A 12,908-nucleotide genomic window follows, 5' to 3' on the forward strand; every position below is an offset into this window, starting at 1 on the left:
TCGCCTCCCCCTATGCTTTCTCGATGTTCACGATAAACGCCTTGAACTCCGGCGTCTGCGTATTCGCATCGCCCACGTAGGGTGTCAGGGTGTTGGCGAGGTAACCGGCCTTCGCCACGCCCTTGAAACCCCAGTGAATGGGAATGCCAACCGTGTGCACCTTTTTGCCACCGCAATCCAGCGCCTTGATGCGCTTGGTCACCACCGCGACGGTCTCAATTTGTCCGCGGTTCGACCGCACCCTCACCTTGTCGCCGTGCTTGATGCCTTTCTCGGCAGCAAGTTCCTCGCCAATTTCCACGAACTGCTGCGGTTGCAAGATCGCTGAGATCTCCACGTGCTTGCTCCAGTAATGGAAATGCTCCGTGAGGCGGTAAGACGTTGCCGCGTACGGGAACTCCTTCGGCTTGCCGAACGCTTCCATGTCACCCTTGAACACCCGGGCGGCCGGGTTCGCAAACGCTTTAGGATTATTCGGGTGCAGCAGGTTCGTTTCGACCGGGGATTCGAAAGGTTCATAATGTTCAGGCAGCGGGCCATCCGCCATGCCGGAAGGCACGTAGAGTTTCGCCACGCCTTCGGCGGTCATGATGAACGGGCCGACATTCTCATCCGGCGCCGCATCGGGCCGCATGTCGGGAACATCCGAGCCTCCCCATTTGTCGCCGGTCCAGAACACCAGCTTCTTCGCCGGGTTCCAAGGCTTGCCGGAAGGATCCGACGACGCGCGGTTATACAGGACGCGCCGATTTACCGGCCACGCCCACGCCCAGTTGAGTGTCTGGCCAATACCGTAGGGATCGCTGTTATCGCGTCGCGCCATCTGATTGCCAGCCTGGGTCCAGGCTCCGGAATAAATCCAGCAACCGCAGGAAGTCGAACCGTCATCACGCAGAAATGCAAAGCTCGGCACCTGTTCGCCCGCTTTCACCAGCACCTTAGGCGGCGCCTTCGGATCTTTCGGGTCGGGCGGCGCCAGTACGTCGGCGAGTGCTTTGCCGTTATACTCCATCGCCAGCTCTTCCGCTGATGGGGCAGCGGCGATCTTGTACGGCCAGGTGAGATTCAGCACCGGTTCGGGGAAGGTCCCGCCCTCCTTCGCGTACAAAGCGCGGATACGGATATAGAGTCCGGCGATGATTTCCGCATCGCCATTGGCGTCGCCGGGCGCGTCGGCACCTTTCCAGTGCCACTGCAACCAACGACCGGAATTGGTAAGCGAGCCATCTTCTTCGGCGAAGCAGGTGGACGGCAGGCGAAACACCTCGGTTTGAATCTTGGCCGTGTCCACTTCGTTGTACGGCCCGAAATTCCTCCAGAACTCGGAAGTTTCGGTTGCAAGTGGATCGATGACTACCAGGAACTTGAGCTTCGCCAGCCCGCCGCCGATTTTGGCTTTATTCGGGAACGCGGCCAATGGATTGAATCCCTGGCAGATGTAGCCGTTAATCTTGCCTTGGCTCATCAACTCGAAGGCCTGCAAAACGTCGTAACCCTTGTCCAACTTGGGCAGGAACTCGAACGCCCAGTTGTTTTCCTTGGTTGCGGCTTTTCCGTACCAGGCCTTCATGAGACTGACGTGGAACTTGGGGTAGTTCTGCCAGTAACTCATCTGGTTCGGACGCAGCGGTTTCAGGGCGCGCTTGGCAATATATGCGTTGTAATCCTGCTCGCTATCGCCCGGCAAGGTTAAATAGCCCGGCAGCAGATTCGACAGCAAGCCCAGATCCGTCAGGCCCTGGATGTTGGAGTGCCCACGCAGCGCGTTCATGCCGCCGCCAGCAATACCGATGTTGCCGAGCAAGAGTTGCATCATCGCTGCGGTGCGGATCATTTCCGTGCCGGTGGAGTGCTGCGTCCAGCCCAGCGCATACATGATCGTCATCGCCTTGTTCGGCGCAGCGGACGTAGATATCATCTCGCACACTTTGAGAAACGCGTCCTGGGGCGTGCCGCAGATCTTCGACACCATTTCCGGGGTATACCGGGCATAGTGCTTTTTCATTATCTGGAAAACGCAGCGCTGGTTTTCCATCGTTTCATCAACCACAGCGTAGCCGGCTTTGTCCAGTTCGTATCCCCAGGATGCCGGGTCGTAGCGCCGCTTCGCAGCGTCATAACCTGAATACAGACCGTCTTCGAAGCTGAACTTGTCGTTCACGAGGAACGTCGCGTTCGTGTAGCTCTTGACATACTCGTGCTGGATCTTGTCGTGAGTGATTAAATAATTGATGGCGCCTCCGAGGAAAGCGATGTCAGTGCCGGGGCGAATCGGCGCGTAAAAATCGGCCATCGCCGCCGAACGAGTGAAGCGCGGATCAACTACCACCAGCTTCGCTTTATTATGGGCTTTCGCTTCTATCACCCATTTGAAGCCGCAGGGGTGGGCCTCAGCAGCATTGCCGCCCATGATTAACACTACATCTGCGTTCTTGATGTCAACCCAGTGGTTGGTCATCGCTCCGCGGCCAAACGTCGGGGCCAAACTGGCCACCGTCGGGCCGTGTCAGACACGTGCCTGATTATCGAATACGAGCATCCCCAGGCTGCGCATCACCTTGTGCGTGATGTAGCCTGATTCGTTGCTGGAGGCGGAGGCCGCAAGCATACCGGTAGACAGCCAGCGGTTCACCATCTGGCCGTCGGCGTTCTTGGCGATGAAATTCTTGTCGCGATCTTCCTTCATCAGCTTGGCAATACGGCTTAGCGCGTCGTCCCAGGAAATGCGCTTCCATTCATTGGAGCCTGGTGCGCGGTACTCGGGATACTTCAGACGGCTTTCGCTGTGGACAAAGTCCAGCAGGCCTGCACCTTTGGGGCACAGCGTGCCACGGTTGACCGGGTGATCCGGGTCGCCTTCGATGTGGATAATATCGGACTTGGCGTTTTTCGCCTTGTCGCCCAGACTGTACATAATGATGCCGCAACTTACTGAGCAGTAAGGACAGGTATTGCGGGTTTCAGTGGTGCGCTCAAGCTTGAAGTTGCGCGTCTCCGCCAGCACGGGTTGCGGCGAGAACCCCAACATCGCAAGGCTTGAACTTCCGAGCCCAGCGGCACAAACCTTGAAGAATTGTCTCCTCGTCATATCCATAATTTTTCCTCCACCCGATCGTTTATATATATGAATAAGAATGCATAGGTTCTCTCTAGCCAGTATGTTTAATATAAAGGTCTAAGTAAATAAGAAGTAAATTACATATATGTAACTTAGGTCAGCCTTATTGCACAGGCGAAAAAACTTTTTTATTGCTTTTCAGAGAATGCCCATTGGCGACGAGCATGCCTCATGCCCGTCTCGACGCTGGTTTTATCACCATGGGAAAAGTCAGTATTACTGGGTTTGCAGGACCGCCAAATTCAGCCAGTCCATGCGGGGCTTGATTAGCCTAGCCCAGATTACGCAGGGTCTGAAGTGGAGGATGTATGAGGATGCCTCGCAGCTGCGGCAAGCATGCAATGGTCACGCCCGCTGCGCCGCCTGCTAAACCCATTATCCACAGCCAGGGATTGAAGACATACGCGACATTTAGTACTCTGGATGCCAGAACATAACCCAGGGCGCTAGCGCCGGCGGCGGCAAGAAGTCCCGCCAAAGCTCCGATTGCGGCAAACTCAGAAAGTTGCGCGCGCATTATTTGGGCGGTGCTGCCGCCGAGCGTGCGCAACACTGCCGCTTCCAGCATGCGCTCGTCCTGCGCCGCGACTACACCTGCGTAAAGCACAGTCAACCCGGCGACCAGACTGAACATGAATACAAATTCGACTGCAAGGACCACCTTGTCCATGATTTTTTGCACCTGCGACATAATTTCAGCCACATCGATCACCAGGAAATTTGGAAACGCTTTGACAAGATCGTTGATCACCTGATACCGGTCTCCCGGCAAGTAAAAACTGGAAATATAACTCACCGGATAATTTTCCAGAACGCCCGGCGGCGCGATGACAAAGAAGTTCACCCGGAAACTGTCCCAGTCCACCTTGCGCAAGCTGGCGACCCGCCCGCTCAACACGTTGCCGGCTATATCGTAGGTAAGCCTGTCGCCAAGCCGGATGCCCAGAGTTTCGGCGAGGCCTTTTTCTACCGAAAACTCCGCTTTGCCCGAATCCTGCTCGCGCCACCAGCGGCCGGCGACAATTTGGTTGTCGTTCTGCAATTCCCGTGCCCAGGACAAATTGAATTCACGCTCGACCAAGCGTTTCGCCCGCGGTTCGGAATAGTCCGCCGGCGATACGCGCTTGCCGTTGATCGCAGTCAACCTTCCCCGCACCATCGGAAATATGGGCAGCTGCCCCATGCCGTGCGCGGCAAAGAATCCTTGCAGCGCCTGCAACTGGTCCTTTTGGATATTCACCAGGAAGCGGTTGGGCGCACCGGGTGGTAGGCTGCTTCTCCAGCTTTGCAGCAAATCGCCGCGTACCAATGTAAGTAAAAGCAAAGCCATTATTCCCGCGCTCAAGCTGACCACCTGCAATACCCCGCCTGACGCGCGGCGATGCAGACTCGCGAGCCCAAATCGCCAAGCCACCCCTACGCCGCTACGCAACCGTTGCAGCAACTTCATGAGCGCAAGCGCAATACACGTAAACAGCGTGACGCCGCCGATCAGCCCACTCAACACGTACATGCCAAGCTTCAAGTCGTTGGCTTGCCACAGCAGCATCGCCGCGATAATTAAAAAGCCCAAAATATATCCTGTAGCGCCAGCGGCTTTAGGGGCTCCCAATTCGCGCCGCAACACCCGTAGTGTCGGTACCTCGGTTAAGCGCACCAGCGGCGGAACAGCGAAACCCAAAAGCAGCAGGATTCCGCAGGCAAAGCCGTAAGCTGCAGGCCACATATTTGGTAAAGGCAGCTGCCGCGTAGCCAAACCACTCAGCCAGCGCACTAGAAATTCTTGTCCCAACAAGCCCAATATGCATCCGCCCAGACTCGCCGTCGCGCCCAGCAGCAGGAAATGGTAAAGATACAGCCGCAACATAACAGCTTGGCGCGCTCCCAGGCAGCGCATCATTGCGCAGCCGTCCAAATGTCGATTCACAAAGCGCTGCGCCGCCAGCGCAACTGCCACCGCCGCGAGCACCACGCTCATAAGCGCCGCGAGTCCCAAGTACTTCTTCGAACGTTCCAGCACCGCCCTGATTTCCGGACGCGCGTCCTGCACGCCCTCAAGACGCTCGCCCAAAGCAAGATGGGATTGCGCCCAGGCACGGAAGTCCGCTACCGCTTCCGGATCGCCTGCAAACAGCAGCTGGTACGTGATGCGGCTGCCGGTCTGGATCAAACCGGTTGCAGGCACATCACTGAGATTCATCAGCAGGCGCGGAGCAATGTTGAAAAGACCAATTGAAAAATCAGGTTCCTCGACAATTACCGCGGCTATTCTAAAGCTCGTATTGCCGAGTGCAATTCGATCACCTACTTCAAATCCCAGCCTGGTCGCGAGGCGCGGGTCCACCCAAACGGACCCGCGTTCCGGACGCGTGCCAATTTCGGAGGGACCGCCTTGTGCTGTTGCCCGCAGTTCACCGCGCAACGGATAACCCGCAGCGACCGCCTTGATTTCGGTGAGCTGGCCGGTACCGGCGTGCAGTACCATGCTGGGAAATCTCAGCGCTCGGGTAACACGCAAACCCAGCTGTATTGCGCGCTCTTCGAAATTCCTCTGAATCGGACGATCCGAAGTGAGAACCAGGTCCGCGCCGAGCAATTGATTGGCCTGATCGCTTAACGAGCGCTGCACACGATCAGCAAAGAAGCTGACCGTTGTCACGCTAGCGACTGCGATCACCAAGGCCACTACTAGCACCCGCAATTCACCTGAGCGCCAATCGCGGTTCAGCATGCGCAGGGAAAGTGCGAAAGTTTTCATTCTCTAACCACTCCGGCAGTCAGGTGCAGCAACCGTCCACAGCGCTTGGACAACTCTTCGTCATGAGTCACCATCAACAAAGTCGTACCCTGTTCCTGGTTGAGCGTAAATAACAGCTCTATTATTTGCGCCCCGGTTGCGCTGTCGAGATTGCCGGTTGGTTCGTCCGCCAAAAGCAGCCTCGGCTTACTGGCAAAGGCGCGGGCGATTGCTACACGCTGCTGTTCGCCACCCGAAAGTTGCTTCGGATAATGATACAGCCGTTGTTTAAGGCCGACGCGCTCAAGAATTTGCTCGGCATGCACGCGCGCATCCGGATTGCCTGCCAATTCCAGCGGCAGCATCGCATTTTCCAGCGCGGTGAACGCTGGTAGAAGCTGAAACGACTGAAACACAAAACCCACCATCCCGGCGCGCAGCGCGGCGCGGCCGTCTTCATCAAGCGAGAAAATGTCTATTCCGTTCAATCTGACAGTGCCTGAAGTCGGCGTGTCGAGCCCCGCAAGCAACCCCAGCAGCGTGGACTTGCCCGAGCCCGAGGCGCCAAGAATCGCCACCGCTTCGCGCGGCAGAACCGCGAAACTCACATCTTTCAGAATGGTCAGATTGATTGCGCCGTTATGCACTTGCTTGCCAAGTTGCAGCGCCTGCACAATGGGCGATATGCGATTTTCACTCATCCTCAAATCTGTCCTTGCTTCTCTGTGTCTATGCTTGCCGGTGGCCGCCAGCGCCACCCCGACCATCATGGTGTTTGGTGACAGTTTGTCCTCGGGTTATGGCTTGCCGCAAGACGCCGGCTGGGTGGCACTTCTCAAAAAACGCTTGCGCCAAGAGCTGCTGAATTACGACGTAGTCAATGCCAGCATCAGCGGAGAGACAACACGCGGCGGTCTGAGCCGCATATCGCAAAGCCTTGCAGCGCACCATCCGTCAATCGTCATCGTCGAATTGGGCGGCAACGACGGTTTGCGCGGGCAACCCATCGAAGCCACGCGCGATAATCTGGAGGGCATTATCAAATCCTGCCAGTTGCGCGGGGCCAAGGTACTGCTCATCGGCGTGCGCCTGCCCCCGAACTACGGGCCAGCCTATACGCAGCAGTTTCACGCAATTTATCCACAACTTGCGAAGCGCTACCAACTTGCTTTGACGCCATTCATGCTCGAAGGTTTTGGCGATGACCTTTCCATGTTCCAGGCTGATGGTATACACCCGACCGCCGCGGCACAGTCCGTCATTCTCGATAATATCTGGAAACATTTGAGACCTTTACTGCAATGAAATCAGCGCGCGAAATATGTTATATTGCTCTAACAGCAAGATGCATTGACGAAATGAAACCATGGGACACGAAAAATCAAAACTACCGACTTACGAGGTGGAGTTTATTCCGGTCGAAAGAAGACTGGATGAAAGACGTGCGTCCTCATACAGATCGCGGCGGCACATCGGCATTGAGAAACGCCGCAGACCCAGTCGCAGAGCCTCGGAATTCGCACAAAAAACCAAGAAATAGCATAACTCACTCAACCAACCTGATCTCCGCCGCTCCTGCTTTCATTCTGCCTATCCTGGCTGCGTAATCGAATCCCTGGTCGCGGAAGACGCTCAGCGCTTCCTGCACGTCACTCTCGTCGCAGGCCACCAGCAAGCCGCCGCTGGTCTGCGGATCGCACAACAGTTTTTTTTGCCACTCGGGAACAGCTTGAGGCAAAACCACCTGCCCGCAGTAGCTCGCCCAATTGCGCTCGATTGCGCCGGGGCCGAACCCCTGCTTTGCCAATCCCAACGCCTCGGAAAAAATTGGCAGCGCAGCAAAGCTAATTTCCGCGCCAAGCCCGGACCCAGTGCAGACTTCCAGCAGATGTCCCAACAGACCGTATCCTGTAACATCGGTGATGGCGTGTACGCCGGTGATGTCTGCGAGTCCCACTCCGGCGCAATTTAGCTGCGTAGTGCTCTCCACCATTTGTCGGTAGCCCTGATCCGACAGTTTGCCTTTTTTCAGCGCCGCACTCATGATGCCGACTCCCAGCGCCTTGCCTAAAATTACGGCATCGCCCGCGCGCGCGGTGTCGTTGCGCCTTATTTTGTCGGGGTGGGCAAGTCCCAGGCCCACAAGACCATAAATAGGCTCCGGTGAATCAATCGAATGTCCGCCCGCTATGGGAATTCCTGCTTGCGAGCAGATATCTTCGCCGCCGGAAAGAATGCGCTGTATTACCGGAACCGGAAGCTTGCCGATTGGCATGCCAACAATGGCGAGCGCCAAAACCGGACGTCCACCCATCGCGTAAATGTCGGATAACGCGTTGGTGGCTGCGATGCGACCGAAATCATAGGGATCATCCACGATCGGCGTGAAAAAATCTGTGGTCGCTATCAGCGCCTGCATTTCATTCAGTTTGTAGACCGCCGCGTCATCGCTCGTTTCGGCGCCAACCAGCAAATTCGGCCAGGACTTGCCGAGTGCGGATTTTGACAAGATTTCGCGCAGCGCCGCCGGCGCGATTTTGCATCCGCAGCCGCCGCCGTGCGAAAATGCGGTCAACTTGATATCGCCAATTTCAGCCAATTGATTCATTCACATGCTTTCTTTTTCAGCTCGAGGTTTAGTTAACGTAACACAGTTGTGCGAATTTGACGAGTTGATCGACGTGCGTTCGCCGGCTGAATTCGCGGAAGACCACATTCCTGGCGCCGTCAACTGCCCGGTGCTCGATGACGCTGAAAGAAAGCAGATTGGAACCATATACAAGCAGGCGTCCAGCTTCGAAGCGAAAAAAACCGGCGCCGCATTGATTGCGCGTAATATTGCACATCATATCGAACAGGTTTTTATCACACGGCAAAAGGACTGGCGGCCCCTGGTCTATTGCTGGCGCGGCGGCAACCGAAGCGCCGCGTTAGTGCATGTTCTGGAACAAGTCGGTTGGCGCGCAGGAAGACTTAAAGGCGGCTATAAATCGTATCGCGCGGCAGTGATCGAAGGGCTGCTGAAGCTGCCCAAACGATTTCGGTTCCGCGTCATCTGCGGTCCAACCGGCTCCGGCAAAAGCCGCCTGATACAGATGCTTGACCTGCTCGGAGCGCAGGTGCTGGACTTGGAGCGCTTGGCGGCGCACCGCGGCTCAGTGCTGGGAGACCTGCCCGGTGAACCGCAGCCCGCGCAAAAAATGTTTGAAAGCCTGATCTGGGCGAAGCTGCAAGGATTCGATCCCGCAAAACTGGTATATGTTGAATCGGAGAGCAAGAAAATCGGCAACCTGCACCTCCCGGACGCGTTGCTCGACGCAATGTGGCGCGGACGTTGCATCCGCATCGAAGCAAACTCCAGTTTGCGGGCGACGTTACTCAAAGATGAATACCAGCATTTCTTACACAATCCCGAAATGTTGTTTCAAAAGCTTGAACTGCTGAATTCACGCTATGGACATGATCTGATCAATTGCTGGAAAAGCTACGTGGCGGACGGGCATTGGGACACTCTGGTAATGGAATTGCTGGAGCGCCATTATGATCCGGCTTACAGCAAGTCCACCCTGAAACATTATGCGGACTTTCAGAATGCGCCGATTCTAAACGTTAAGGCAACCGGCGATGCCGAAATGCGGCAGCTGGCGCAGAACATCATTTCAGAGAGCGGAAAAGACTAAAATGAAACTGGCACTTAAAATAGACGTGCAGACTTTGCGCGGTACCCGTCAAGGCGTGCCGCGTCTTATCGAGCTTTTGCAAAAGCATAATGCCTCCGCCAGTTTTTTCTTCTGCGTCGGGCCCGATCACACCGGACGCGCTGTAAAGCAGCTTTGGCGTGCCAATCTTCTCAAGTATTATGGCATGCCATCGATGCTTTACGGCACTGTGCTTCCGGGGCCCGACATTGGCAAACAATGCAGCGATATCATGAGCAAAGCGCGGGCCGCGGGTAATGAGATCGGCCTGCAGGCGTATGACGCGGCTGCATGGTGCAATCATGCGGCGCAAAGTGACGCAGCGTGGTGCGAAAAGCAAATGCGGCTTGGCTACGAGCGCTTTGCCGAAATATTCGGGGAACCTCCTAAAACGCGGGCTGCTGCGGGCTGGCAGATGAACCTACACTCTTACCGGCTGACCCAGCGCATGGGTTTTCACTATTGCAGCGACACCCGCGGCCGCGGCCCGTTCATTCCCATTTACCATGGAGAAATCATTGCCTGCCCGCAGCTTCCGACCACGCTTCCTACTGTCAATGAGGCGATCAAAAGCGCAGGGTTGGATGCGTGTGCCGAGCATATTTTGAATCTCAGCACTGATTCGCCTCCAACCGGTCACCTCTACACATTGCGTGCCGAACTTGAGGGCATGCGACTTGCGCCGGTTTTCGAGCGGCTGCTGCACGGCTGGCGCGCCCAGGGATATGAATTGGTGTCGGCTGGCGAGATTTATGCCTCGCTGGAGATCGGGAGGCTGCCGCGACACGAAGTGGAACTGGGCCATTGGCCCGGCACCCCTAGCATGATCATGCTGCAAGCCAAGGAATTCCTTGCCGGTTAAATGCGTTTGTACCATGATTGCCAAGCAAATACGGCTGTTATACACTGCGCCAAAGGATAATGATTGACGTTGTCTTCCCCGATTTTGATCTCGCCTCAACCGGGAACAAGGCGATTCACCTCTCCTCTTCCGCCGGCAAAATTCTCATCACTCATTTTCATCAAAACGGTTCTGCGGCTGGGCGTACCATCAAGGCTGACGCATGCAGCCTTTCGTACCACGATTGAGAATTGAAAATATCGTTTAATGGAAAATACCATAATGACACAGAGAAAATCAGCTACTGTCGTTACCAGCCTGCATGCCAAAACCAAGCTGTTTGTCCTCGATACGACCGTGCTGATGCACGATCCGACCAGTCTGTTTCGCTTCCAGGAGCACGATGTTTACCTGCCCATGTGCACCCTGGAAGAACTCGATCACAACAAGAAAGGCATGTCCGAAGTAGCGCGCAATGCGCGCCAGGCAAGTCGTTATCTCGACGAAATCGTCAGTGACGCCTTTACCAACGTGGAACAAGGGATTTCTCTCCAAACGCACGGCGGAAAAGATGCGACCGGGCATTTGTTCCTGCAGACCAAGGCCATCAGCAGCGATCTTCCCGCGCATTTTCCCGGTGGAAACGGCGACAACCAGGTGATTGGCGTAGTGAAGCATTTACGGGAAACTTTTCCTGCGCGCGACGTCATTTTAGTCAGCAAAGACATCAATATGCGAATTAAGGCGCGCGCGCTGGGCTTTGCGGCCGAAGATTATTACAACGACAAGGTGCTTGAAGACACCGATTTGCTATACACCGGATTCCAGCAATTGCCGGAAGATTTTTGGGATAAACACGGCAAGGAAATGGAATCCTGGCAACACGCCGGTCATACCTACTACCGAGTCAGCGGGCCGCTCTGTCCCAGCCTCCTAGTGAACGAATTTGTGTATCAGGATATCGGCAAACCGTTTAATGCCCGAGTCAAGGAGCAGACTCGAGAGAGCGCGGTATTGGAGACGCTCAGGGATTACACGCACCAGAAGAACAGCGTGTGGGGGATCACCGCGCGCAATCGCGAGCAAAACTTCGCTTTGAACCTGCTGATGAACCCAGAAATCGACTTCATCACCTTGCTCGGTCAAGCCGGCACCGGAAAGACCTTGCTGACCCTTGCTTCCGCTTTGATGCAAACCCTGGAGAATAAGGTCTATACTGAGATCATTATGACTCGGGTCACGGTGCCGGTGGGCGAGGACATCGGCTTCCTCCCGGGGACCGAGGAAGAGAAAATGACGCCCTGGATGGGAGCTTTGGAAGATAACCTGGACGTGCTCAACAATACCGATGACGAGGCTGGAGAGTGGGGCCGCGCGGCGACGCGCGACTTGATTCGTTCGCGCATCAAGGTAAAATCACTCAATTTTATGCGCGGCCGCACTTTCATCAGCAAGTTTCTGATCATCGACGAAGCGCAGAATTTAACGCCGAAACAAATGAGAACGTTGATCACGCGCGCTGGACCGGGCACCAAGGTGATTTGCATCGGCAATATCTCGCAAATCGATACACCGTATCTCACCGAGGGCAGTTCCGGATTAACCTATGTTGTAGACCGGTTCAAAGGCTGGTCGCACAGCGGGCATGTCACCCTGCAGCGCGGGGAGCGATCGCGATTGGCCGATTACGCAGCGGGGATACTGTGATGAGAAAATCTTCGATAATTTTGCAAACCGCGCTGTGCGGCGTGGCTATTTTGCTTGCGGCGATCAACGCCTTTGCGGTAGTCACTATCGGCAATTTGACGGTAGATTCATTGCGCGATGAGCCGCTTAAAGCCAATATTGAATTTCAGGCCGGAGCCGGCGAGGCCATCACTTCGGAATGCCTATCGCTCGGCAAGCCTGATACCGAAGCCGAGAACAAGCTGCCGTATCTTACCGACGCCAACATCTCTCTGGACACGCGTGACGGCAAGCAGTTCATAAGTATCACAACCTCGCAACCGGTTACCGACAGCAGCTTTAACCTGCTCGTAAAAGTTCAGTGTCCGGGCCAATTGCAGATCGCGCGCGACTTTACGGTACAGCTGGGAACACGCATCGGCAACGTGGTGACGATCCCGGCGCAGTCTGAAACTGCGATGACTGAAGCAGCGCCGGTCACCGGCAGCCAGCCCAAAGGCGGAGGCGTTTACTGGAGCATGCGCGCCGGCGATACGCTACCCGGCCTTGCGCAGAAGATTTACCCCAAGGACCCGTTCTACCAGAAAAAAATGGTGTGGGCGATCGTGCAATATAATCCGCAGGTGTTTCCCGATGGCAAGCCGGATGAGCCGCCCACTGGGACCGTCATTATCATTCCGGATTTGCGCGACGTTCCGGCGGTAAAGATTCCGGGTGAAGGAGGCGCAATGAAGGCACGCAAAACGTCAGGCAAAGCCAAATCGCCCGAGGCAAAAAACGAGTCCACGGGCGAAGCCGCTCCGGCGAAGTAGTGTCAGCAGATTCCGG

Annotated in this window: 9 protein-coding genes; 5 read left to right on the forward strand and 4 right to left on the reverse strand. The window is 55.8% G+C overall.

Annotation, left to right across the window (positions count from 1 at the left end; genetic code table 11):
- Window positions 1-10: 10 nt before the first annotated feature.
- The 3 genes from fdnG to VLV32_12320 form a co-directional block, all read right to left on the reverse strand.
- On the reverse strand, window positions 11-3,094 hold the full coding sequence (gene fdnG, locus VLV32_12310) for a formate dehydrogenase-N subunit alpha (protein HUL42666.1): 3,084 nt from the start codon (window positions 3,092-3,094) through the stop codon (window positions 11-13).
- 295 nt (window positions 3,095-3,389) lie between these two features.
- The gene (locus VLV32_12315; GenBank protein HUL42667.1) at window positions 3,390-5,876 is read right to left on the reverse strand and encodes an ABC transporter permease; all 2,487 of its coding nucleotides are present in this window, start codon (window positions 5,874-5,876) and stop codon (window positions 3,390-3,392) included.
- The gene (locus tag VLV32_12320) at window positions 5,873-6,556 is read right to left on the reverse strand and encodes an ABC transporter ATP-binding protein (GenBank protein ID HUL42668.1); all 684 of its coding nucleotides are present in this window, start codon (window positions 6,554-6,556) and stop codon (window positions 5,873-5,875) included. Before VLV32_12320 ends, VLV32_12315 begins: the two co-directional genes overlap by 4 nt.
- Here VLV32_12320 and VLV32_12325 point away from each other — a divergent pair.
- The gene (locus tag VLV32_12325; GenBank protein ID HUL42669.1) at window positions 6,540-7,160 is read left to right on the forward strand and encodes an arylesterase; all 621 of its coding nucleotides are present in this window, start codon (window positions 6,540-6,542) and stop codon (window positions 7,158-7,160) included. The genes VLV32_12320 and VLV32_12325 overlap by 17 nt on opposite strands.
- 241 nt (window positions 7,161-7,401) lie before the next feature.
- Here VLV32_12325 and selD read toward each other — a convergent pair whose 3' ends face one another.
- Window positions 7,402-8,463: a selenide, water dikinase SelD gene (gene selD / locus VLV32_12330; GenBank protein ID HUL42670.1), complete on the reverse strand. Its 1,062-nt coding sequence runs from the start codon at window positions 8,461-8,463 to the stop codon at window positions 7,402-7,404.
- 4 nt (window positions 8,464-8,467) lie between these two features.
- Between selD and mnmH the strand changes: the two genes are divergently transcribed.
- The 4 genes from mnmH (at window position 8,468) to VLV32_12350 (ending at window position 12,892) form a co-directional block, all read left to right on the forward strand.
- Window positions 8,468-9,535 carry a tRNA 2-selenouridine(34) synthase MnmH gene (gene mnmH / locus VLV32_12335; GenBank protein HUL42671.1) on the forward strand — a complete coding sequence of 356 codons (1,068 nt, stop codon included), beginning with the start codon at window positions 8,468-8,470 and terminating at the stop codon, window positions 9,533-9,535.
- Between the two features lies 1 nt (window position 9,536).
- Window positions 9,537-10,415, forward strand: coding sequence for a 4-deoxy-4-formamido-L-arabinose-phosphoundecaprenol deformylase (locus VLV32_12340; protein HUL42672.1), 879 nt, complete (start codon window positions 9,537-9,539; stop codon window positions 10,413-10,415).
- A 261-nt stretch (window positions 10,416-10,676) separates the two neighbouring features.
- Window positions 10,677-12,101, forward strand: coding sequence for a PhoH family protein (locus tag VLV32_12345; GenBank protein HUL42673.1), 1,425 nt, complete (start codon window positions 10,677-10,679; stop codon window positions 12,099-12,101).
- On the forward strand, window positions 12,101-12,892 hold the full coding sequence (locus VLV32_12350; protein ID HUL42674.1) for a hypothetical protein: 792 nt from the start codon (window positions 12,101-12,103) through the stop codon (window positions 12,890-12,892). Before VLV32_12345 ends, VLV32_12350 begins: the two co-directional genes overlap by 1 nt.
- Window positions 12,893-12,908: the final 16 nt, after the last annotated feature.

This window comes from Burkholderiales bacterium, from assembly GCA_035518095.1.
Classification (GTDB): Bacteria; Pseudomonadota; Gammaproteobacteria; order Burkholderiales; family JAHFRG01; genus JAHFRG01.

What these genes read in the sequence shown, in the direction of transcription:
- selD (HUL42670.1), bottom strand. Translation starts at nt 8,463, where the DNA reads ATGAATCAATTGGCTGAAATTGGCGATATCAAGTTGACCGCATTTTCG.
- VLV32_12320 (HUL42668.1), bottom strand. Translation starts at nt 6,556, where the DNA reads ATGAGTGAAAATCGCATATCGCCCATTGTGCAGGCGCTGCAACTTGGC.
- mnmH (HUL42671.1), top strand. Translation starts at nt 8,468, where the DNA reads ATGCTTTCTTTTTCAGCTCGAGGTTTAGTTAACGTAACACAGTTGTGC.
- VLV32_12325 (HUL42669.1), top strand. Translation starts at nt 6,540, where the DNA reads ATGCGATTTTCACTCATCCTCAAATCTGTCCTTGCTTCTCTGTGTCTA.
- VLV32_12350 (HUL42674.1), top strand. Translation starts at nt 12,101, where the DNA reads ATGAGAAAATCTTCGATAATTTTGCAAACCGCGCTGTGCGGCGTGGCT.
- VLV32_12345 (HUL42673.1), top strand. Translation starts at nt 10,677, where the DNA reads ATGACACAGAGAAAATCAGCTACTGTCGTTACCAGCCTGCATGCCAAA.
- VLV32_12340 (HUL42672.1), top strand. Translation starts at nt 9,537, where the DNA reads ATGAAACTGGCACTTAAAATAGACGTGCAGACTTTGCGCGGTACCCGT.
- VLV32_12315 (HUL42667.1), bottom strand. Translation starts at nt 5,876, where the DNA reads ATGAAAACTTTCGCACTTTCCCTGCGCATGCTGAACCGCGATTGGCGC.